The organism is Streptomyces panaciradicis, from assembly GCF_023516615.1.
GTDB classification, from domain to species: Bacteria; Actinomycetota; Actinomycetes; order Streptomycetales; family Streptomycetaceae; genus Streptomyces; species Streptomyces panaciradicis.
Genome location: NZ_JAMGBF010000161.1, coordinates 1 through 21539, shown reverse-complemented (window position 1 = coordinate 21539; position 21539 = coordinate 1). Strand labels below are relative to the sequence as shown.

Below are 21539 nucleotides of genomic sequence, written 5' to 3'. Positions count from 1 at the left end.
ATCGGGGATTCTCGGTTTAGAGTGTCGCTCTAAAGGAGGGATGCGAGATGAGACTCACCCCCACGGAACGCGACCGCCTGCTGCTCTTCGGGGCCGCCGAGCTGGCCCGCGCCAGACGGGCCCGCGGCCTCCGGCTCAATGTGCCGGAGGCGACCGCGCTCATCGCGGACACCGTGTGCGAGGCCGCCCGGGACGGCGCCCGGCTCGCCGAGGCCGTCGAGCGCGCCCGGTCGGTCCTCGGCCCGGCCGACGTGCTGCCCGGCGTCGCGGACGTCGTCACCGAGGTGCACGTCGAGGCGGTCTTCGACGACGGCTCCCGGCTCGCGGTCGTCACCGACCCGATCGGCGGCGGGCTGGGGGAGGAGGCGCCGGGCGCCCTGCTGCCGGGGCCCCTGCACGCCGACCCGGAGCCGGCCGTCCGGCTCACGGTCACCAACACCGCGACCGTGCCCGTCTCCGTCACCTCCCACTTCCACTTCTTCGAGGCCAACCCGCGCCTGGACTTCGTACGGGAGCGGGCTTACGGGATGCGGCTCGCCGTGCCCGCCGGGTCCTCGGTGCGGTTCGGGCCGGGGGAGTCGCTGGAGGTCGGCCTGGTGCCGATCGGGGGCGCCCGCGTCGCCGTCGGCTTCGCCGGGCTCGTCGACGGGCCGCTGGACGCGCCCGGCGCCCGCGAGGAGGCGCTGCGCCGCGCCGCGGCCTGCGGCTATCTGGGCGTCGGCGCCGAGGGGGCCGCGCGATGAGCCGCCCCGGAGGTCACCCCGCCGAGGCCCGCCGCCTCACCCCCCACGAGTACGCGGCCACCCACGGCCCGCGCGCCGGCGACCGCGTCCGGCTCGGCGACTCCGGGCTCACGGTCCGGATCGAGTCGGACTCCCAGGCGTACGGCGACGAGTTCCTGGCCGGGTTCGGCAAGACCGCCCGCGACGGACTGCACCTGAAGGCCGCCGCCGTGCGCGAGACCTGCGACGTCGTCGTGTCCAACGTGGTCGTCATCGACGCTGTGCAGGGCATCCGCAAGGTGTCGATCGGCATCCGGGAGGGGCGGATCTGTGCCGTCGGGCGGGCCGGGAACCCGGACACGCTCGACGGGGTCGACGTCGTCGTGGGGACCGGGACCTCCATCGTGTCCGGCGAGGGGCTGATCGCCACCGCCGGTGCCGTGGACACGCACGTCCATCTGCTGTCGCCGCGGATCATGGAGGCCTCGCTGGCCTCCGGCGTGACCACGGTCATCGGCCAGGAGTTCGGCCCGGTGTGGGGTGTCGGCGTCAACTCGCCGTGGGCGCTGCGGCACGCGTTCAACGCCTTCGACGCCTGGCCCGTCAACATCGGCTTCCTGGGCCGGGGTTCGTCCTCGCACGAGGCGCCGCTGGTCGAGGCGCTGGCGGAAGGGGGCGCCTGCGGGTTCAAGGTGCACGAGGACATGGGCGCCCACACCCGGGCGCTGGACACGGCGCTGCGCGTCGCCGAGGAGCACGACGTCCAGGTCGCCCTGCACAGCGACGGGCTGAACGAGTGCCTCTCGGTCGAGGACACCCTGCGCGTCCTGGAGGGGCGCACCATCCACGCCTTCCACATCGAGGGCTGCGGCGGCGGGCACGTCCCCAACGTCCTGAAGATGGCGGGGGTCCCGAACGTCATCGGCTCCTCCACCAACCCCACCCTGCCCTTCGGCCGGGACGCCGTCGCCGAGCACTACGGCATGATCGTCTCCGTCCACGACCTGAAGACCGACCTGCCCGGCGACGCCGCGATGGCCCGCGACCGCATCCGCGCCGGGACCATGGGCGCCGAGGACGTCCTGCACGACCTGGGCGCGATCGGCATCACCTCCTCCGACGCGCAGGGCATGGGCCGGGCCGGTGAGACCGTGCGCCGCACCCTCGCCATGGCCGCCAAGATGAAGGCCCAGTTCGGCGCCCCGGACGAGCACGACAACGAGCGCGTCCTGCGCTACATCGCCAAGCTCACGATCAACCCGGCCATCGCGCACGGCCTTTCGGACGAGGTCGGCTCGATCGAGGTCGGCAAGCTCGCCGACATCGTGCTGTGGCGGCCGGAGTACTTCGGGGCCAAGCCGCAGCTGGTGCTGAAGGCCGGCTTCCCGGCCTACGGCGTGGTCGGCGACCCGAACGCGGCCACCGACACCTGCGAACCCCTCGTCCTGGGACCGCAGTTCGGGGCGCACGGCGCGACCCCGGCGGACATCTCCGTCGCGTTCGTCGCCCGCGCCGCCCTGGAACTGGGCGACGACCGTATGCCGACCCGGCGCCGTCGGGTCGCCGTGCGCGGCACCCGCGGCATCGGACCCGCCGACCTGCGGCTCAACTCCCGTACCGGAGCCGTGGACGTCGACGGGCGCACCGGCCTGGTCACCCTCGACGGAGAGCCGATCAGCTCGCCGGCCGCCGACTCCGTCCCCCTCAACCGCCTCTACTTCCTCTGACAAGGACCCACCATGTCCGCTGCCGCCGACGGTTTCCGCATGCCCGCCGAATGGGCCCCGCACGAGCGCACCTGGATGGCCTGGCCCGGCCCCAACCCCACCTTCGACGACCCCGAGGACCTCGCCGCCGCCCGGATCGCCTGGGCGTCCGTCGCCCGTGCCGTCCGCCGCTTCGAGCCGGTGACGGTGGTGTGCGGGCCGGGGCAGTCGGCGGACGCGCGCGCCCTGCTCGGCCCGGGCGTCGAGACCGCCGAGCGCGACCTCGACGACGCCTGGATGCGCGACATCGGCCCGACCTTTGTGACCGACGGGCGTGAACTGGCCGCCGTGGACTGGACGTTCAACGGCTGGGGCGCACAGCACTGGGCCCGCTGGGAGCACGACGCGAAGATCGCCGCGCAGGTGTCGGACCTCGCGGGCGCGCGCACGTACGCCTCGAAGCTCGTCAACGAGGGCGGGGCGATCCATGTCGACGGCGAGGGGACGGTGCTGCTGACGGAGACCGTCCAGCTCGGTCCCGAACGCAACCCCGGCTGGACGCGCGAGCGGGTCGAGGCGGAGATCCACGGGATGCTCGGCACCCGCAAGGCGATCTGGCTGCCGCGCGGACTCACCGGCGACTACCCCCCGCACGGCTTCGGCACCCTCGGCCACGTCGACATCGTCGCCGCCTTCGCCCGCCCCGGAGTCGTGGTCGCGCACTCCCAGCCCGACCCCGCCCACCCCGACCACGAGGTGACCCAGGAGGTCCTCGGCCTGCTGCGGTCGCAGACCGACGCCCGGGGCCGCCGGCTGGAGGTCGTCGAGGTACCGGCCCCGACCGTCCTGGAGGCCGACGGCCACTGGGCCGACTACTCCTACATCAACCACTACCTCTGCAACGGCGGCGTCGTCCTGTGCGGCTTCGACGACCCGCGCGACGAGATCGCCGCCGGGATCTTCCGCCGGCTGTTCCCCGACCGGACGGTGACGCTCGTCGACGCCCGTACGATCTTCTCCGGTGGCGGTGGCATCCACTGCATCACCCAGCAGCAGCCGAGGATCTAGGAGCAGCGCATGGCCGGTGGGCGCAGACAGGCCCCGCCCCGGGAGGACGTCCTCGCCGCCGCCATGGCCATGATCGCCGAGGGCGGTCTGGAGCAGCTGACCATGGCGGCGCTCGGCCGCGAGGTCGGGATGAGCAGCGGCCACCTGCTCTACTACTTCCACTCCAAGGACGAACTGCTGCTGCGGACCCTGGAGTGGAGCGAGGGCCGGCTGGGCGCCGAGCGCAGCCGCCTGCTGGCCCGCCCGGGCGCGGTCCGCGAACGGCTCGACGCCTACGTCGACCTCTACGTCCCCGACGGCCACCGCGACCCGCACTGGACCCTGTGGCTGGAGGTCTGGAACCGCTCGCGGGGCGCCGACGAGGACGCCCGCGACCGCCAGGCCGCCATCGAGGGCGCCTGGCACCGCGACCTGGTGGCGCTGGTCGCGGAGGGCGTCTCACGGGGCGAGTTCCGCCGGGTCGACCCCGACCGCTTCGCCTCCCGGCTGCGGGCGCTGCTGGACGGCTTCTCCATCCATGTGGCCATCGGCCTGCGAGGCACCGACCGGGAGCAGGTTCTCGGCCATGTGCGCGAGTTCCTGGACGACGCGCTGGCGGCGGAGCCCACGGACGACTGATCGGCCGCCCGAGTTGTTCCCAAGGGGGCGGATCAACCCGAGGTGTCTGGTGCGGTTGCATCCGTTGAGCCCCCGGCGCGAGACCGGGAGACTTGGGGGCAGACACGATTCCGGGGGGTCATCATGTCCACTTCCGCATCCGGGTCCTTAGCGACCGGCGTCCTGGCGGGCGCCCTTCTGCTCGCCGTCACGGGGCTCGCGGCCCCGACGGCCGCCGCGGCTGCCCGCCCGCACCACGTCCAGCGCGTCAGCACCGCCGCCGACGGCACACAGGCCGACAGGGCCTCCGGCCCCGCCGCGCTCACCGCGAACGGCCGCTTCGTCGCCTTCCGTTCGGCCGCCACCAACCTCGTCCCCGAGCCGGGACACGGCGCCGAGAGCCAGTCCTACGTCCGTGATCTGCGCACAGGCGCGGTCGGCAGGGTCGACGAGGCGCTGAGCGTGCCGTCCCTGAGCGCCGGCGGCCGCTGGGCGGCAACCATCGGCTGGGGCGGCCACGACATCGGCGTCTTCCTCACCGACCGTGCCACCGGCACCCGGACCAAGATCGACGGAGCCGGGTTCAGGGAAAGCGCCTACCAGCCGTCGATCAGCGCCGACGGCCGGTTCGTGGCCTTCCAGTTCGTGCCGTACCACCCGTCGATCCCCACCCGGGTCGACGTCTACGACCGGATCACCGGCGGCCACGAGACCGTCAGCGACGGCCCGCAGGACGCCCCGGCCCGGGACATGTCCCACCCGTCGATCAGCGCGGACGGCCGCCTCGTCGCCTACCAGGACGACGGCGCGGGCGAGGTGTGGGTCGCCGACCGGCGCACGGGCCGGCACACCAGGGTGGACGACGGCACCCGTTCCGGACTGGTCCAGCTGAGTGCCGACGGCCGTACGGTCGCGATGAGTTCGGCGGACGGCGCGTACGTGCGGGATCTACGCACCGGGCGTGTCCAGCGGTTCCCCGGGATGACCGCACGGGCCGTCTCGCCGGACGGGCGCAGGCTCCTCTGTGCGGACGCGCAGGCGGCCCTGCGCCTACGGGACCTGCGCACGGGCGCCGACCGCGTCGTCGTGGCCGCGTCGGACGCGGCGGGCGCCGGTGCAGGCGCGCTGAGCGAGCGGAGCCTGGTCTTCTCCTCCGCCGCCCCCGACCTGGTGCCGGGCGACACCAACGGCGTCGCCGACGTCTTCGTGAGCCACCCGCGCTGACCACGCGGGGTTCGCATACTGAGACAACCGGTGAGCGCGGGGGCGGTCTGTGCCAGACTGCCCCCGTGCTCTCGTTCGCCACGATTATTGGCAGCAGGCGCGCCGGTCCGCAGTGACCGCCACGTACGACCAGGTACGGGCGGACACCGTCGTCCTCGACCCGCGCGCAGACCTCTCGCACCCGCGAGAGGTTTTTCGCATTTCTGGCCCACCTACAGCCGGAGGCACAGCGCGAGGGATCATTGGAGGACGGTGGAGCCGGTCATTCCGGTACGACCGAGATCCAACACAGGAGCCTTGACACCATGACCGAAACCAGCGAGCTCGACGATTCGTTCCACGTCTTCGACACGACCCTGCGCGACGGCGCGCAGCGTGAGGGCATCAACCTCACCGTCGCCGACAAGCTCGCGATCGCACGGCACCTGGACGACTTCGGCGTGGGCTTCATCGAGGGCGGCTGGCCCGGCGCCAACCCGCGGGACACCGAGTTCTTCGCCCGCGCCCGGCAGGAGATCGACTTCCGGCACGCCCAGCTCGTCGCCTTCGGCGCCACCCGCCGGGCCGGAGCCAAGGCGAGCGACGACCCGCAGGTCAAGGCGCTCCTGGACTCGGGCGCCGAAGTGATCACGCTGGTCGCCAAGTCCCACGACCGCCATGTCGAGCTGGCGCTCAGGACGACGCTGGAGGAGAACCTGGAGATGGTCCGCGACACCGTCTCCCACCTGGTCTCCGAGGGCCGCCGCGTCTTCGTCGACTGCGAGCACTTCTTCGACGGCTACCGCGCCAACCCCGAGTACGCGAAGGCCGTGGTGCGGGCCGCCTCGGAGGCCGGTGCCTCCGTGGTGATCCTCTGCGACACCAACGGCGGCATGCTGCCGGCGCAGGTGCAGGCCGTGGTCTCCACGGTCCTCGCCGACACCGGCGCCCGGCTCGGCATCCACGCCCAGGACGACACCGGCTGCGCGGTCGCCAACACCCTCGCCGCCGTGGACGCGGGCGCCACCCACGTCCAGTGCACGGCGAACGGCTACGGCGAGCGGGTGGGCAACGCCAACCTCTTCCCGGTCGTCGCCGCCCTGGAGCTGAAGTACGGCAAGAAGGTCCTGCCCGAGGGCAAGCTGCGCGAGATGACCCGCATCTCGCACGCCATCGCCGAGGTCGTCAACCTCACCCCCTCCACCCACCAGCCCTACGTAGGCGTCTCCGCCTTCGCCCACAAGGCCGGCCTGCACGCCTCGGCGATCAAGGTCGACCCGGACCTGTACCAGCACATCGACCCCGAACTGGTCGGCAACACCATGCGGATGCTGGTCTCCGACATGGCCGGCCGCGCCTCCGTCGAGCTCAAGGGCAAGGAGCTCGGCGTCGACCTCGGCGGCGACCGCGAACTGGTCGGCCGGGTCGTGGAGCGGGTCAAGGAGCGCGAGCTCAAGGGCTACACGTACGAGGCCGCCGACGCCTCCTTCGAACTGCTGCTGCGCGGCGAGGTCGAGGGAAGGCCGCTGAAGTACTTCGAGGTCGAGTCCTGGCGTGCCATCGTCGAGGACCGCCCCGACGGCACCCACGCCAACGAGGCCACGGTCAAGCTCTACGCCAAGGGCGAGCGGATCGTCGCCACCGCGGAGGGCAACGGCCCGGTCAACGCCCTCGACCGCGCCCTGCGGGTGGCGCTGGAGAAGATCTACCCGCAGCTGGCCAAGCTCGACCTCGTCGACTACAAGGTCCGTATCCTGGAGGGCGTCCACGGCACCGAGTCCACCACGCGCGTGCTGATCGCCACGTCCGACGGAAGCGGCGAGTGGTCCACGGTGGGCGTGGCCGAGAACGTCATCGCGGCCTCCTGGCAGGCGCTGGAGGACGCGTACACCTACGGCCTGCTGCGGGCCGGGGTCCAGCCCGCCGAGTGACGGTCCCCGGTGGCGGGCGCGGCGCCGGACCTCAGCCGCGGCTGAGCGTGCGCGTCACCCCCGCCACCACCGCCGTCGTCAGGATCCAGCCGACGCCGACCAGGCCGTAGGCGAGCGCCTGCACGCCCGCCTGGGCCCAGTGCCAGTCGCCGCGCATCCCCAGGCCGCCGACCGGGACCAGCAGGTCGAGGGTGTACACGACCGGGTTGAACGGCCCGCCCTCACCGGGCTTGTTCGGCACGGGCGTGTGGGCGTCGAAGACGAGCGAGCCGAGCAGGGTGAGCAGCGCCAGCCACAGCCCCGCGAGCCACGGCCGGTAGCCGTAGCCGACGACGCCGTCCAGCAGCCAGCCCCACAGCCGTCCCGCCGGTCCCAGTGTCGCCCGCCGGCACCGCTCCCGGACGAGCAGCACCCGCCGCGCCTCGTCCTCGTGCCCGGAGCGGCGGTAGTGCGAGGCGAGCTGCTCGTAGGGCTGGGGTGCGTAGACCGGCTGGCGGCGCAGCCAGGCGAGGCGGTTGGCGACGTCCTCGCGCCGGGTGCCGGCGGTCTCGCCGAGCCACTCGTACGTCAGCCCGTCCAGCCCCAGCGACAGCGGCCAGGTCGAGGGGTCGTCCTGGACGCGGGCCGCGTGCGCGGTCCGCAGGTTCACGCTCCCCGCCGGCCTGCGCGCGAACCGCAGGTCGAGCGCACCCACCTGCATCCCCACGCACATCAACGACGAGCCGGAGCCGAGCAGTTCGGCGTCGTTGAACGACACCAGGTCCTCGACCCGCACCCCGCGCAGCCGCACCCTGCCGTCGGCCCGGAAGCCGTGGGACAGCCGGACGGTGGACGCCTTGAGGGCGTCGCCGTGGAACGCGAACCGCTCCGGGTCCCCGACCGTGATCCGGGCCCCGCGCATCCACACCCCGCCCGCCAACTCGGCGCCGGGAAAACTCACTTCGCCGTCGGCGACGAAACCGTCCTCGCAGAACGCCCCGCCCCGCACGACCAGACCGCCGCCTTCGAGCGCGACCCGCCCCGGTGCGACCAGGTGCGCCCCGTCGAGCCGCAGTCCGCCGGCGATGTCGGCGTGCACCAGGTCGACGGCACTGCCGGAGCCGTCGCTCTCGCCGACGGTCGACCGGCGCAGGTCGAGCCGCCCGCCGACGTGGGCGGTGGAGGCCCGCAGCCCCGGCAGGACGCAGTCCACCAGCTCGAAGGCGAGCGTGCTCGCCCCCTCCAGGGTCACCGGCCCGTCGAACCGGCAGCCCTCGAACCGGACGGCCCGCCGTATCCCGGCCCCGTCGAGCCGGAGTTCCCCGGTGACGCGGGCGTCGCGCAGCAGGTACGGCCGCCCGCCCGCGTCCTCGTCGAGGATCTCCCGCCGGACGCGGTCGGCGTCGACTGCGCTGCTCACGGCTCTCCTCGCGGCGGGGCGGACGGGCCTTCAGACTATGCCGGGGACGTGGACGCGGGCCGGGTTCCTACTGAAGCCGCCACTTCTGGTTCGCGGCGCCCGTGCAGCTCCAGATCTGCGCGCGGGCGCCGTTCGCCGAGGAGTTGTCGGTCACGTCCAGGCACTTGTTCGCCGCGGTGTTCACCACGTCCCCGGTGGCGGAGGCGTACGACCACCGCTGGGCGCCGGTGCCGTTGCAGTCGTACAACTGCACCTTGGCGCCGTCCGCGGTCGAGGCGGAGGTGACGTCGAGGCACTTGCCCAGGGCGCGGATCGACCCGTCGCCCTGCACGGTCCACTGCTGGGCGGCGGAGCCGTTGCAGTCGTAGAGCTGGACGGCCGTGCCGTTCGCGCTCGAACCGCCCGCCACGTCCAGGCACTTGCCCGCGAGGCCCACGAACGCGCCGCTCGTGCCGCCGCCGCCGGACTGCGTGCCGTTCCAGGTGAAGGTGGCCGAGGTCTTGCCCGGCAGCGAGTAAGTGGCGTGCTGCGCGCCCCAGTTGATGGTGACCGTCTTGGCGGTCGAGGCGTCGTTGTAGGCGATCAGCGCCTTGGAGCCGTCGGGGTTGCGCCAGGCCACGTTCGGCACCGCCGAGGAGGCCGTGGAGGCGATGCGCTGGGCGCCGGGCCGGACGAACTTCGTGAGCTGGCCCATCGTGTAGTACTCGACCGTGTAGTCGACGCTCCCGCTCGCCCCGTCCCCGTTGTGCACGGTGATCAGTCCGGTGCAGGTGCCGCAGCCGCCGTTGTGCGGACCCATGTTCTGGTCCACGGCGAGGGACCACTTGGTCACCGACTTCGCCCAGTTGCGGGTGTAGTCGATGATGTTGTTCATGTCCTCGCGCTGCTGGTTGGCGATCCAGGTGCCGCCGGAGTGCTCGGTGCCGAAGGCGTCCAGGTTCGGGTACTGGTTGTGCACGGCGGTCTGCTTGGCGACGTCCCCGCCGTAGCCGTGCCAGGCGATGCCGCCGAAGTTGGGGTGGGTGCGGATCGCCGCGTCGTCCACGGAGGCGGCCGCGTAGGAGTCGTAGACGTCCCAGTTCCAGTCGTGCGCCAGGACCTTGGTGGACAGGCCCGCGGACTGCAGCTTCGGCAGCAGCTCGCTCCCCAGGAAGTACTGCAGGCCGGAGGCGTTCCAGCTCATCGACGGATAGCCGGAGCAGCAGGTCGGCTCGTTCTGCGGGGTGACGTAGGAGACGTCGATCCCCTGGTTCTTGTACGCCTGGAGGTACTTCACGAAGTAGTTCGCGTAGGCGCCGTAGTCCTCCGCCTTCAGCCAGCCGCCGTTGAGCGAGCCGCTGTCCTTCATCCACGCCGGAGCCGTCCATGGCGAGGCCATGACAGTCAAGGCGGGATTCAGCTGAAGTGCCTGCTTCGTCAGCGGCACGACGTCCGCGAGGTCGTGGGCGATGGAGAAGCTGTTCAGGTTCGGATCGCTCTGCCCGGCCGGGACGTCGTCGTACGTGTACCCGTACCGCGCCAGGTCCGACGCCCCCATGGGATTGCGCAGGAACGACAGCCCGATCCCGTCCGTGGGCGAGAACAGCTTGCGCATGGTCGCCTCCCGCGTGGCCTGGGAGAGCGCTCCGCTGCTGTTCATCAGCCAGGCCGCGGTGTCCGTGAAGGACGCGCCGCCTCCGGTGAAGGTCTGGAACCGGGTGTTCTCGTCGACGGTGATGTTCTCGCCGCCCCCGCCGGTCCCGGCGGTGAAGGCGAACGGGGTCTGCTGCTGCAGGCCGCGCGTGACATGGCGGCCGGCGGCGTCGTCGGTGGTGGTGAGCCAGGCGGTGACCTGTTCGCCTGCCGCGTGCGCCGGAGCGCCGACCGCGGTCAGGCCGGCCGTGGTGAGGAGTCCGGCCAGCAGGAGCCGGACCGTGCGGGGGGTTCTCCTCATGCTGTGTCGCCCTTCCGGAATGTCTGACGTGGTGTCTTGACGGGTCAGGGGGCCGTTAGTTAACTCACGGCGTGAGCTAAGTCCTGAGTGAACCATGAGAGCCGAGGGATGGTCTATGCCAAGAACCGCTCTGCTGGTCTCCACCGCCTTGCTGGCCGCCGCGCTGCCGCTGTCGTCGGCCGGCGCGGCCGGTGCGGCCGGTGATCCGCCGCCCGTCCCGGTGGACCGCTTCGAGGGCGAGGTCCCCTTCGCCTCCCAGCCGGCCGAGGGCATCTTCACCTGGGGCGGCGACGGCGACGACCCGCCCGCCCTGCAACTGACCGCCAGACCCGACGCCCCCGAGGGCGCGAAGGTTCTCACCGGCACCTACGACATCAGCGGCTACGGCGGCTTCACCCACGACTACGCCGCCGACGCCCCCGCCCACGACTGGTCCGCCCACAAGGGCATCCGCTTCTGGTGGGACGGCCAGCACAACGGCAAGAAGATCGCGTTCGAGATCAAGGACGGCGGCGCGAACGGCGAGGCCTCCGAACTGTGGACGACGTCCTTCACCGACGACTTCACCGGCTGGAAGCAGATCGAGATCCCGTTCACCGACTTCCAGTACCGCACGGACTACCAGCCGGTCGGCGGCATCGACCACGTCCTGGGGCTGACGCAGATGTGGGGCTACGCCCTCACCCTGCCCGTCGGCGTCAAGGGCGAATTCGCCATGGACGACGTGGAGTTGTACGGCAAGGCCGACCAGTCCCTGCGCGCCTCGGTCACCGCCGACGCGGCCGTCCACACGGTGCGCGAGGGCGGCACGGCCACCGTCCGGCTCACCGTCGCCACCACGGGCACCGCCCCGCTGGACGAACCCGTCACCGTCGCCTACGAGACGGCCGCGACCGGCACCGCCGAACCCGGCAGGGACTACACCCCGGTCTCCGGCACCCTCACCTTCCCCGCGGGCACCGCCTCCGGCGCGACCCGGACCGTCAAGGTGGCGACCCTGCGCGACAAGTCCGCCGAGACCGCCGAGACGATCCCGCTGAAACTGACGGTCACCGGCGCCAAGGCCCCGGCGGAGAACCCGCAGATCGTCATCGACGCGCACGGACTGCCGTATCTCGACGCCAAGTTGCCCGTCAGGAAGCGCGTCGCCGATCTCCTGTCCCGCATGTCCCTGACCGAGAAGGCCGGCCAGATGACCCAGGCCGAGCGCGGCGCGGTCGGGGAGGGCGCCGACGTCACCGCCTACGGCCTCGGCTCACTGCTCTCCGGCGGCGGCTCGACCCCCACGCCCAACACCCCGGCCGCCTGGGCGAAGATGATCGACGCCTTCCAGCTCCGGGCGCAGGCGACCCGCCTGCAGATCCCCCTCGTCTACGGCGTCGACGCCGTGCACGGCCACAACAACCTGGCCGGCGCCACGATCATGCCGCACAACATCGGCATCGGCGCCACCCGCGACCCGCAACTCGCCGAGCGGACGGGGGCGGTGACGGCCAGTGAGGTCCGCGCCACCGGCGTCCCCTGGGACTTCGCGCCCTGCCTCTGCGTCTCCCGCGACGAACGCTGGGGCCGCGCCTACGAGTCCTTCGGCGAGGACCCGGCCCTCGTGGAGTCTATGGAGACGATCATCCAGGGCCTCCAGGGGCGGGCCGACGGCAGGGACCTGAGTCACGGCGACAAGGTGCTGGCCACCGCGAAGCACTTCGTCGGCGACGGCGGCACCGCCTACGGCTCCTCCACCACCGGCAGCTACACCATCGACCAGGGCGTCACCAAGGTCACCCGGCAGGAGCTGGAGGCCGTGCACCTGGCGCCGTTCCGCACGGCCGTCGACCGTGGGGTCGGCACGGTCATGCCGTCCTACTCCTCGCTGGACGTCCTCGGCGACGGACAGGGCCCGGTGAAGATGCACGCCCGCGCCGACATGATCAACGGCGTGCTCAAGGGCCGCATGGGCTTCGACGGGTTCGTCATCAGCGACTGGAACGCCATCGACCAGCTCCCGGGCGACTACCCCGCCCACGTGCGCACCGCCGTGAACGCGGGCGTCGACATGATGATGGTGCCGTACTCCTACAAGGACTTCACCGCCACCCTCGTCGACGAGGTGAAGGCCGGCCGGGTCAGCGGCAAGCGGATCGACGACGCCGTGGCGCGCATCCTCACCCAGAAGTTCCGCCTCGGGCTCTTCGAGCACCCCTACGCCGACACCGCGAACGCCTCCCGGATCGGCTCGGCCGCACACCGGGCCGTGGCCCGGCAGGCGGCCGCCGAGTCGCAGGTGCTGCTGAAGAACGCGCACGGCGTGCTCCCGCTGAGGAAGAACCAGAAGGTGTACGTCGCCGGGTCCAACGCCGACGACCTCGGCAACCAGACCGGCGGCTGGACCATCACCTGGCAGGGCGCGTCCGGCACCCACACCCAGGGCACCACCATCCTCGACGCGATGCGCAAGGACGGGGACGTCACCTACTCCAAGGACGCCTCCGCGCCCACGTCCGGCTACGACGTCGGCGTGGTCGTCGTCGGCGAGACCCCCTACGCCGAGGGCGTCGGTGACGTCGGCAACGGCCACGACCTCCAGCTCTCCGCCGCCGACAAGGCGGCCGTCGACACGGTGTGCGCCGCGATGAAGTGCGCGGTGCTGATCGTCTCCGGGCGGCCGCAGCTCATCGGCGACCGGCTCGGCTCCGTCGACGCCCTGGTGGCGTCCTGGCTCCCCGGCACGGAGGGCGACGGTGTCGCCGACGTGCTCTACGGCAAGCGCCCCTTCACCGGCCAACTGCCCGTCACCTGGCCGAAGTCGGAGGCCCAGCTGCCGATCAACGTCGGTGACGCCTCCTACGATCCGCAGTTCCCCTACGGCTGGGGCCTGACCACCCTGACCAAGGTGCCGCAGGGCGGCGCGGGCGCTCTCAAGGCCCTCGCGGTGGCCGCGGGCGTCGCCGAGCGGGCCGGCGCGGACAGGGCGGGCCGGGCACTGGTGGCCAAGGCCCGGCTGATCGTCCAGCAGAAGGCGGGCCAGAACATCACGCCGGCCCTCGCCAGGCCCTTCGCCGACGCCGACCACCTCGCACTCACCGGGCGCTACGGGGCGGCCGTCCAGCGCCTGGAGACGGCCTGGAAGGCGGTGGACTGACCTGCGCCGATGACCGGCTTTGGGAGGCTTCGGGTAGCTTCGAACCATGAAGGCCGTCGTACGGACCCGAAGCCTCCCCGGGCTGCTGCTGGCCCTGGTGATCGTCCTGCTGACCGTGACCGCGCCCCGCGCCCAGGCCACGACCGGCATCTCGACGATCGCCGACGCCCTGCGCAGGAGCCCGGTCTACGTCGACCCGGCGGCCTCCGCCCAACTGTCCGCCGGCGACGCGGACGCGCTCGCCAAGAAGATCAGGGACGCCGACAAGCCCCTGTTCATCGCCGTCCTGCCCGCCGACTACCCGACCCGGAACCTGTTCACCGACCTGCGCACCGCCACCGGCATCACCGGCCTGTACGGCATCCGGCTCGGCGACCGCTTCGACGCCCGCGCCGACTCCTCGGTCCTGCCGCGCAGCGCCGTGCGGAACCTGGTCGGCAGCGTGCAGGGGGAGGACGCCAAGACCCAGCTGAACGACTTCGCCGACCGGGCCCTCGCCAACATGGGCGGTTCCGCGCCGAGCAGTTGGGGCTCCTCCGGCGGCGGAGGCGGACTGTCGTCCACCGCGCTGATCACCGTGGGCGTGGTGCTGGTCGCCGGGGGCGGCGGCGCCTACGCGCTCGTACGCCGCAACCGGCGCCGCCGGGCGGAGGAGCAGCGGGCCGCGCTGGAGCGGCTGAGGGTCGTCGTCGACGAGGACATCACGGCCTTCGGCGAGGAACTGGACCGGCTCGACTTCCACCCGGCGGAGGCCGGCGCCGACGACGCCATGCGCGCCGACTACGAACGCGCGCTGGACTCCTACGAGCAGGCGAAGTCGTCCATGGCCGCCGCCGCGAAACCCGAGGACGTCCGGTCCGTCACCCAGGCCCTGGAGGACGGCCGGTTCAGCCTCGCCCAGCTCGCCGCCCGCCGCGAGGGCCGCCCGCTGCCCGAGCGCCGGCCGCCCTGCTTCTTCGACCCGCGCCACGGCCCGTCCGTCGCGGACGCCACCTGGACGCCCCCCGGCGGCGCCCCGCGCGAGGTGCCCGTCTGCGCCGCCGACGCCACCCGCCTCGCCGACGGCCGCGACCCCGTCGTCCGAGAGGTCGACACCGACTACGGCCGCCGCCCGTACTGGGACGCCGGCCCCGCCTACGGCCCCTGGGCGGGCGGCTACTTCGGCGGCGGACTGCTGCCCGGCCTCCTCGTCGGCACCCTCCTCGGCAGCATGATGGCGACCCCGTCCTACGCGGCCGACTACGGCACCGGCTACGGCGACTTCGGCACCGGCGGCTACGAGGGCGGCGACGTCTCCGGCGCGGACTTCGACCCCGGCGACTTCGGCGGCGGCTTCGGCGACGGCGGGGGAGGGGACTTCGGGGGCGGCGGGGACTTCGGCGGGGGGTTCTGACCCCCCCGGGCTCAGCCGTCCTCGGCGGAGGTCTCCGACGCCCCTGATCCGCCTTCGTCCGGCACCGGGACCTCGGCGTCCGCGAGGCGCTCCATCACGTCTGCCGCCAGCGCCAGCACGCCCCGTTCCGTCGCGCCGAGCGTCTCCAGGGCCCGCGCCAGCCACGCGTCCCGCTCGGCCATGTCCCGCTCCAGGGCCCGGCGTCCCGCCTCGGTCAGGGAGAGGACGGAGCGCCGCCGGTCCGTCGTGCCGGGCTCGCGCACGATCAGGCCCTCCGCCTCCAGCTCCGCGAAGACCCGGGTGAGCGACTGCGGCCGCTGCCGCTCGGCGTCCGCGACCTCACCGGGCGTGGACGGCCCGCGCCGGCGCAGATGCCCGAGGACCGTCAGCTGGTTGGGGCTGAGGCTTCCGGCGCCGCGCTCCTGCCGCAGCCGGCGGTTGAAGCGGAGGACGCCGTGCCGGACCCGGGCGGCTTCGGGAAGGTGTTCCATGAGGAGATGGTACGCAGACACTTACTATCTTGACGGCCGATTGGCCGCTATCTTGGGCACATGACGGCCACATTAGTACGCAACGCGTATGAAGCGGTGTTGACGATGACCGCCGTTCTGCTCTGCTGGGCGGCCGCCCTGGCGCTGGAGGACGCCTACGGACTCCACACCGACGTGCTCGTCCTCGCGGTCTGTCTGACGCTCACCCTCTCCGCGACCCAGCGCGCCGCCGACACCCGCCGCCGCCTCACCTCGCTGGTCCTGCTGCCCGCCATGGCCGGCGCCTCGATCTTCCTCGGCCGGCTGGTCGCCTCCCACTACGCGGCCGGCGCCGCCGTCTACACGGTGTGGATGGCGCTGGCCATCTGGATCCGCCGCTACGGGCCCACCGCCACCAGGATCGGCACACTGCTGGCCCTGCCGCTGATCGCCCTTCTGGTCGTCCCCGGCCCCGCGCTGCCGCCCGAGGCGCAGAGCGGGCTGGTGACCTGGGGCTGGTCGGCGCTGATCGGGGCGCTGGCGTGCGGGTCCGTCTGGCTGGTGCAGGCGCTGGGCGACCGGTTCGGGCCGTGGCGCGCCGAACCGGCCCCCGAGCCGCCGCGCCGCCCCTCCCGCCTCCACCCCCGCCCGAGCACCCGCATGGCCCTGCAGATGGCGGTCGGGATCGCCGCGGCCTTCGCTCTGGGCACCCTGCTCTTCGACCACCACTGGCCGTGGGTCGTCCTGACCGCGTACGTCGCCGCGAGCGGCAACCGGGGCCGCGACGACGTCCTGCGCAAGGGGATCGAACGGCTCGCCGGGGCCTGCGCCGGCACGCTGCTCGCGGTGGCCGTGGCGGCGGCCGGCGTCACCGGCCACGCCTGCGTGGCGCTGATGTTCGCCGTGCTCACCGTCGCGCTGTGGCTGCGCCCCCTCGGCTACGCCTACTGGGCCGCCGGCATGACCTGCGCCCTCTCGCTCCTCCTCGGCTACTTCGGCCAGGACGCCCAGAGCCTGCTGCCGACCCGGCTGGAGGGCATCGCCGTCGGCGCCGCCCTCTCGGTGGCCTCCGCCTGGTGGCTGCTCCCGGTACCCCGCGGACGGACGCGCGCCGCGAGAGCCGTCGTACGGCCGAGCGAGGGCTGAGAGGGCGTCTTCGGACGGCGGACAGGGGCTGACCTACTTCGCTCCTACGGTGGGGCCATGACCCCACGCGACGACGACGAACCCCGTGCCTTCGCCTCCGCCGAAGCCCTCGACACCTGGCTCGCCGCCCGTCCCGCCCCGCGGACCGGGCTGTGGGTGAAGGTCGCCAAGAAGGGCTCGGGGATCGTCTCCGTGACCTGGGCGGAGGTGAACGACGTCGCCCTGTGCCACGGCTGGATCACCGGGCAGCGCAAGGCGCTCGACGCCGCGTACTTCCTGCAGAGGATCACGCCTCGCAGGCCGGGGAGCCTGTGGTCGGTGGTCAACGTGCGGCGCGTGGCGGAGCTGACCGAGGCGGGCCGGATGCGGCCGGCGGGGCTCGCCGAGGTGGCGGCCGCCCGGGCCGACGGGCGGTGGGCGGCGGCGTACGCCCCGCAGCGGGAGGCCGAGGTGCCCGAGGACCTCGAGGCGGCGCTGGCGGGGGACCCGCGGGCCCGGGCGGCCTTCGACGGCCTCGGCCGGACCGACCGGTACCAGGTGATCTTCGCGCTGCTCACGGCCCGTACCCCGGTGGGACGGGCGGCCAGGCTGGCGGCCGCTCTCGCCCGGCTCGGCCAGCAGGCCCCGTCCGTGCGCGGCTGACCGGGACGGACCGAGCGCCCGCCTCCCTGGTGCGGGTCGGCGGGCGCTCTCGGGTGCGCGTGCGGGGCAGGCCCCGCACGGTGCGGCGACGCGTCAGGCGTTGCGGATCGCCGAGATGTCGAAGTTCAGCTTGATCTTGTCGGAGACCAGCACACCGCCCGTCTCCAGCGCGGCGTTCCAGGTCAGGCCCCACTCGGAGCGCTTGATCTCGGCCTTGCCCTCGAAGCCGACGCGCTCGTTGCCGAAGGGGTCCTTCGCGGCGCCGTTGAACTCCAGGTCGATGGTGACCGGGCGGGTGGTGCCGAGGATCTCGAGGTCGCCGGTGATGCGGTAGTCGTCGCCGCCCAGGGACTCCGCCTTGGTGGAGCGGAAGGTCATGGTCGGGAACTCCTCGATCTTGAAGAAGTCCGCGCTCTTGAGGTGCCCGTCACGGTCGGCCGACCCGGTGTCGATGCTCTCCATCTTGACGTCGATGGAGGCGGTCGAGGCCGACGGGTTGCCGCCGTCCAGGTGCAGCGAGCCGCTGAAGTCGTTGAACTTGCCCTTGACGTTGGTGACCATGGCGTGCCGGACGGTGAAGCCGATCGTGGAGTGCGCCGCGTCGATCGTGTAGTCGCCGGTCAGGGTGGTGAGGTCGGTGCTCATGGGGTGCTCCTTCGGGAGGATGTTGAACGTTGAACTACTCAACACGGATGACGGTAGACCTATTCCTTTCAAGTTTCAACATCATTCGGGAAGTGTTGGCGAGACGGCCGGAAGCTGGTAGACGCCCAGGGCATGAACTCTCGTCGTAGAGGCCTCATGAGACCCACCCGACGCGCCGTCCTGCTGGCCGCCGCCCTCCTCGCCACGACCGCGCCCCCCGCCCGCGCCACCGCCCCCGACCCCTACGAGACCCTCCGCCTGCGCTGGCTCGACCTCGCCCTCGGCACCGGCTACGACCCCGCCGCCGAGCCGTACGCCTCCCGCCTCGCCCGGACCGGCGAGCTGGCCCGCGCCTTCCGGGCCGCCATGGCCCCCACCCCCACCTCCCTCTGGCCCGGCCACCCCTACGACCCGCCCGCCGGCATCACCCAGAGCTACAGCCGCCTGTGGACGATGACCCAGGCGTACGTCCAGCCGGGCACCGGCTCCACCGGCGACCCGGCGCTCCTCGCGGACGTGCTGCGCGGCCTCGACCACCTCTCCGCCACCGTCTACAACCCCACCACCACCCGCTACGGCAACTGGTGGGAGTGGCAGATCGGCAGCCCGCGACTGCTGACGGACATCACCGCCGCCCTGTACGACCACCTCACCGACGCTCAGCGGCAGGCGGCCTGCGCGGCCGTGGACCACTTCGTCCCCGACGCGATGCTGACCGACTACTCCGGCACCTCCACCGGCGCCAACCGCGTCGACCTGTGCCGCTCGGTCGCCCTGCGCGGCATCCTCGGACGCGCGGACGCGAAGATCGCCCTCGCCCGGGACGCCCTCTCCCCGGTCTTCCCGTACGTCACCCGCGGCGACGGGCTCTACGCCGACGGGTCCTTCGTCCAGCACACCTGGGTCGCCTACTCGGGCACCTACGGCCAGGTCATGCTCGACGGCCTGGGGCGCCTGTTCACCCTGCTGTCCGGGTCCCCCTGGGAGGTCACCGACCCGAACCGGCAGATCGTCCTCGACAGCGTGGAGCACGCCTACGCGCCGCTCCTCCACGACGGGCTGGTGATGGACAGCGTCAACGGCCGCGCCGTCAGCCGGGGTTATCTCAAGAGCGATGACCTGCACGTGATGCGCAGCGACCACTTCCACGGGCAGGGCGTCATCGCCGCCATCGCCCTGCTGGCGGGCGGCGCGAGCCCGGCGGAACGCGCCCGCTGGACCTCGTACGTCAAGGGATGGATCGAACGGGACACGGTGACACCGATCCTGACGGCGCCTCAGTTCGACGTGGCCGACCTGGCCCGGCTGCACGCGGTCGCCGACGCGCCGGTCCCCGCCGCTCCGGAACCCGTGGCCCACCGCCTCTTCCCGGCCATGGACCGGGCCGTCCACCGCCGCCCCGCGTTCACCGCGAACATCGCCATGTGCAGCGACCGCATCGCGTACTACGAGTGCGGCAACGGCGAGAACCCGCGCGGCTGGCACACCGGCGCCGGGATGCTCTCCTGGTGGGCCGCCGGGCGCCCCACCGACCAGTACACCGACTGGTACTGGCCCACCGTCGACCCCTACCGCCTGCCCGGCACCACCGTCTCCACGCTCCGCCTGCCCGACCGCGCCGGCGGCGAGTGGGGCGCCCCCAAGCCGGACGTCCGCTGGGTGGGCGGCACCACCGACGGCGAGTACGCGGCCGTCGGCCAGCACCTCAAGGGCCTCGGCTCCACGCTCCAGGCCCGCAAGTCCTGGTTCTGCCTGGCGGACGCGGTGATCTGCCTGGGCGCCGGCATCAACTGCGCCGACGGCGTCCCGGTGGAGACGGTGGTCGACAACCGGAACCTCGGGGAGGGCGGCACGCAGGAGTTCGTACGGGGGCCGGGCTGGGCCCACCTGGAGGGGCACGGCGGCTGGGTGGTGCCGCACGGCGACCTGCACACCCTGCGCGAGGACCGCACGGGCGCCTGGTCCGACATCAACACCACCAGCACCGACGAGCGGGCCACCCGCCGCTGGCAGACCCTCTGGCTCGACCACGGCACCGACCCGGTGGACGCCTCCTGCCTGTACGTCCTCATGCCCGGCGCCTCCCGGCGCGCGGTCGCGACCCGCGCCGCCGACCGGCACTGGCTGACCCTCCTCGCCAACGACACCGGCCGCCAGGCCGTCCACGTCCCCTCCCTCGGCGTGACGGCCGCCAACTTCTGGCAGCCCGGCACGGCGGGCCCCCTGACCTCCTCCGCGCCCGCGAGCGTCCTGCTGCGCCGGCACGGCCGCACCGCCACCCTCCGGGTGAGCGAACCGACCCGAACGGGGGAGCCGCTGGAGATCACCTGGGACCACCCGGTGTGCGGGGTGATCCGGGCCGACGATTCGGTCCGGGTACTGTCGACGGGCCGCCGTACGACCCTGCGCATTACCCCAGGCGTGTCATGTGCGACGCACGGATGTGAGCTGACTCTCGGCTGACGACTTTGTCAGCCCCCTACAACACGGACGCCCTCTGAGCAGTCGGAACGGCTGCATGCGGCCCTGGTTCTGTTCAGTGCTACCAGGAAAACGGGCCGGAGACTGTACGGAGTCGACGGCTCGCTTTCCCCGGTGTCCTTCGTAAGGTCACTACATGACCGTTTTGGATGAGGCGCCGGGTGAGTCGACGGGTGAGCCGACGGACGCGCGTGGACGGGTGGCCGAGCTGCACGAGATCCGTGCGCGGGCGCTGGCCGGGCCGAGCGAGAAGGCGACCGAGGCGCAGCACGCCAAGGGCAAGCTGACCGCCCGGGAGCGCATCGAGCTGCTGCTGGACGCCGGTTCCTTCCAGGAGGTCGAGCAGCTGCGCCGGCACCGGGCCACCGGCTTCGGCCTGGAGGCCAAGAAGCCGCACACCGACGGTGTCATCACCGGCTGGGGCACGGTCGAGGGCCGTACGGTCTTCGTCTACGCCCACGACTTCCGCATCTTCGGTGGCGCGCTGGGCGAGGCCCACGCCACGAAGATCCACAAGATCATGGACATGGCCATCGCGGCCGGCGCCCCGCTGGTCTCCCTCAACGACGGCGCCGGCGCCCGCATCCAGGAGGGCGTCTCCGCCCTCGCCGGCTACGGCGGCATCTTCCAGCGCAACACCAGGGCCTCCGGCGTCATCCCGCAGATCTCGGTGATGCTCGGCCCGTGCGCGGGCGGCGCGGCCTACAGCCCCGCCCTGACGGACTTCGTCTTCATGGTCCGCGAGACCTCGCAGATGTTCATCACCGGACCCGACGTGGTCAAGGCGGTGACGGGCGAGGAGATCACCCAGAACGGCCTCGGCGGCGCCGACGTCCACGCCGAGACCTCCGGCGTGTGCCACTTCGCGTACGACGACGAGGAGACCTGCATCGCGGAGGTCCGCTACCTGCTCTCGCTCCTCCCGCAGAACAACCGGGAGAACCCGCCGCGGGTGGAGAGCACGGACGCGGTGGACCGCCGCAGCGACGTGCTCCTGGACCTGGTCCCGGCGGACGGCAACCGCCCGTACGACATGGCCAAGGTCATCGAGGAGATCGTCGACG

General features: G+C 72.6%; 16 protein-coding genes. 12 read left to right on the top strand and 4 right to left on the bottom strand.

All coding sequences use genetic code 11. The features are described 5' to 3' along the window. The first annotated feature begins 47 nt into the window (after nt 1–47). From ureA to cimA, 6 genes are all read left to right on the top strand, one after another. Nucleotides 48–743 carry an urease subunit gamma gene (ureA, locus tag M8J74_RS37250; protein ID WP_249840671.1) on the top strand — a complete coding sequence of 232 codons (696 nt, stop codon included), beginning with the start codon at nt 48–50 and terminating at the stop codon, nt 741–743. Then, the gene (locus M8J74_RS37245; RefSeq protein ID WP_249840670.1) at nt 740–2449 is read left to right on the top strand and encodes an urease subunit alpha; all 1710 of its coding nucleotides are present in this window, start codon (nt 740–742) and stop codon (nt 2447–2449) included. Before ureA ends, M8J74_RS37245 begins: the two co-directional genes overlap by 4 nt. A gap of 12 nt (nt 2450–2461) precedes the next feature. Further along, a complete protein-coding gene (locus M8J74_RS37240) occupies nt 2462–3496 on the top strand; it encodes an agmatine deiminase family protein (RefSeq protein ID WP_249840669.1) in 1035 nt (344 codons plus the stop codon). A gap of 9 nt (nt 3497–3505) precedes the next feature. After that, nucleotides 3506–4114, top strand: a complete 609-nt coding sequence (locus tag M8J74_RS37235; RefSeq protein ID WP_249840668.1) for a TetR/AcrR family transcriptional regulator — start codon at nt 3506–3508, stop codon at nt 4112–4114. Between the two features lie 123 nt (nt 4115–4237). Then, nucleotides 4238–5317: a TolB family protein gene (locus M8J74_RS37230; protein ID WP_249840667.1), complete on the top strand. Its 1080-nt coding sequence runs from the start codon at nt 4238–4240 to the stop codon at nt 5315–5317. A gap of 305 nt (nt 5318–5622) precedes the next feature. Continuing rightward, entirely contained in the window at nt 5623–7227 is a 1605-nt protein-coding gene (gene cimA / locus M8J74_RS37225; RefSeq protein WP_058922991.1) for a citramalate synthase, read from the top strand. Nucleotides 7228–7258: 31 nt separating this feature from the next. On the opposite strand, the gene M8J74_RS37220 is transcribed toward cimA, so the two are convergent. Continuing rightward, nucleotides 7259–8626, bottom strand: a complete 1368-nt coding sequence (locus M8J74_RS37220) for an oxidoreductase (protein WP_249840666.1) — start codon at nt 8624–8626, stop codon at nt 7259–7261. 67 nt (nt 8627–8693) lie between these two features. Beyond that, the gene (locus M8J74_RS37215) at nt 8694–10559 is read right to left on the bottom strand and encodes a ricin-type beta-trefoil lectin domain protein (RefSeq protein ID WP_249840665.1); all 1866 of its coding nucleotides are present in this window, start codon (nt 10557–10559) and stop codon (nt 8694–8696) included. A 115-nt stretch (nt 10560–10674) separates the two neighbouring features. On the opposite strand from M8J74_RS37215, the gene M8J74_RS37210 reads away from it, so the two are divergent. Continuing rightward, nucleotides 10675–13698 (top strand): glycoside hydrolase family 3 protein, encoded by a 3024-nt coding sequence (locus M8J74_RS37210; protein WP_249840664.1) that lies wholly within the window; start codon nt 10675–10677, stop codon nt 13696–13698. A 46-nt stretch (nt 13699–13744) separates the two neighbouring features. Further along, nucleotides 13745–15091 carry a hypothetical protein gene (locus tag M8J74_RS37205; RefSeq protein WP_249840663.1) on the top strand — a complete coding sequence of 449 codons (1347 nt, stop codon included), beginning with the start codon at nt 13745–13747 and terminating at the stop codon, nt 15089–15091. An 11-nt stretch (nt 15092–15102) separates the two neighbouring features. Here the strand turns inward: M8J74_RS37205 and M8J74_RS37200 are convergent, their stop codons facing one another. Continuing rightward, complete coding sequence (locus M8J74_RS37200; protein WP_249840662.1) at nt 15103–15582, bottom strand: MarR family winged helix-turn-helix transcriptional regulator; 480 nt, start codon at nt 15580–15582, stop codon at nt 15103–15105. 60 nt (nt 15583–15642) lie between these two features. Between M8J74_RS37200 and M8J74_RS37195 the strand changes: the two genes are divergently transcribed. Then, the gene (locus tag M8J74_RS37195) at nt 15643–16707 is read left to right on the top strand and encodes an FUSC family protein (protein ID WP_249840661.1); all 1065 of its coding nucleotides are present in this window, start codon (nt 15643–15645) and stop codon (nt 16705–16707) included. A gap of 57 nt (nt 16708–16764) precedes the next feature. Further along, a complete protein-coding gene (locus M8J74_RS37190; RefSeq protein WP_249840660.1) occupies nt 16765–17349 on the top strand; it encodes a YdeI/OmpD-associated family protein in 585 nt (194 codons plus the stop codon). A gap of 93 nt (nt 17350–17442) precedes the next feature. On the opposite strand, the gene M8J74_RS37185 is transcribed toward M8J74_RS37190, so the two are convergent. Further along, nucleotides 17443–17994 (bottom strand): YceI family protein, encoded by a 552-nt coding sequence (locus M8J74_RS37185; RefSeq protein WP_249840659.1) that lies wholly within the window; start codon nt 17992–17994, stop codon nt 17443–17445. Between the two features lie 156 nt (nt 17995–18150). Here M8J74_RS37185 and M8J74_RS37180 point away from each other — a divergent pair, with 156 nt between their 5' ends. Both M8J74_RS37180 and M8J74_RS37175 read left to right on the top strand, forming a co-directional pair. Further along, complete coding sequence (locus M8J74_RS37180; RefSeq protein WP_249840658.1) at nt 18151–20457, top strand: polysaccharide lyase 8 family protein; 2307 nt, start codon at nt 18151–18153, stop codon at nt 20455–20457. Nucleotides 20458–20611: 154 nt separating this feature from the next. Next, nucleotides 20612–21539, top strand: a 928-nt coding sequence (locus tag M8J74_RS37175; RefSeq protein ID WP_283949062.1) for an acyl-CoA carboxylase subunit beta, incomplete at its 3' end; no start/stop codon positions are given.

What these genes read in the sequence shown, in the direction of transcription:
- ureA (WP_249840671.1), top strand. Translation starts at nt 48, where the DNA reads ATGAGACTCACCCCCACGGAACGCGACCGCCTGCTGCTCTTCGGGGCC.
- M8J74_RS37245 (WP_249840670.1), top strand. Translation starts at nt 740, where the DNA reads ATGAGCCGCCCCGGAGGTCACCCCGCCGAGGCCCGCCGCCTCACCCCC.
- M8J74_RS37240 (WP_249840669.1), top strand. Translation starts at nt 2,462, where the DNA reads ATGTCCGCTGCCGCCGACGGTTTCCGCATGCCCGCCGAATGGGCCCCG.
- M8J74_RS37235 (WP_249840668.1), top strand. Translation starts at nt 3,506, where the DNA reads ATGGCCGGTGGGCGCAGACAGGCCCCGCCCCGGGAGGACGTCCTCGCC.
- M8J74_RS37230 (WP_249840667.1), top strand. Translation starts at nt 4,238, where the DNA reads ATGTCCACTTCCGCATCCGGGTCCTTAGCGACCGGCGTCCTGGCGGGC.
- cimA (WP_058922991.1), top strand. Translation starts at nt 5,623, where the DNA reads ATGACCGAAACCAGCGAGCTCGACGATTCGTTCCACGTCTTCGACACG.
- M8J74_RS37215 (WP_249840665.1), bottom strand. Translation starts at nt 10,559, where the DNA reads ATGAGGAGAACCCCCCGCACGGTCCGGCTCCTGCTGGCCGGACTCCTC.
- M8J74_RS37210 (WP_249840664.1), top strand. Translation starts at nt 10,675, where the DNA reads ATGCCAAGAACCGCTCTGCTGGTCTCCACCGCCTTGCTGGCCGCCGCG.
- M8J74_RS37205 (WP_249840663.1), top strand. Translation starts at nt 13,745, where the DNA reads ATGAAGGCCGTCGTACGGACCCGAAGCCTCCCCGGGCTGCTGCTGGCC.
- M8J74_RS37200 (WP_249840662.1), bottom strand. Translation starts at nt 15,582, where the DNA reads ATGGAACACCTTCCCGAAGCCGCCCGGGTCCGGCACGGCGTCCTCCGC.
- M8J74_RS37195 (WP_249840661.1), top strand. Translation starts at nt 15,643, where the DNA reads ATGACGGCCACATTAGTACGCAACGCGTATGAAGCGGTGTTGACGATG.
- M8J74_RS37190 (WP_249840660.1), top strand. Translation starts at nt 16,765, where the DNA reads ATGACCCCACGCGACGACGACGAACCCCGTGCCTTCGCCTCCGCCGAA.
- M8J74_RS37185 (WP_249840659.1), bottom strand. Translation starts at nt 17,994, where the DNA reads ATGAGCACCGACCTCACCACCCTGACCGGCGACTACACGATCGACGCG.
- M8J74_RS37180 (WP_249840658.1), top strand. Translation starts at nt 18,151, where the DNA reads ATGAGACCCACCCGACGCGCCGTCCTGCTGGCCGCCGCCCTCCTCGCC.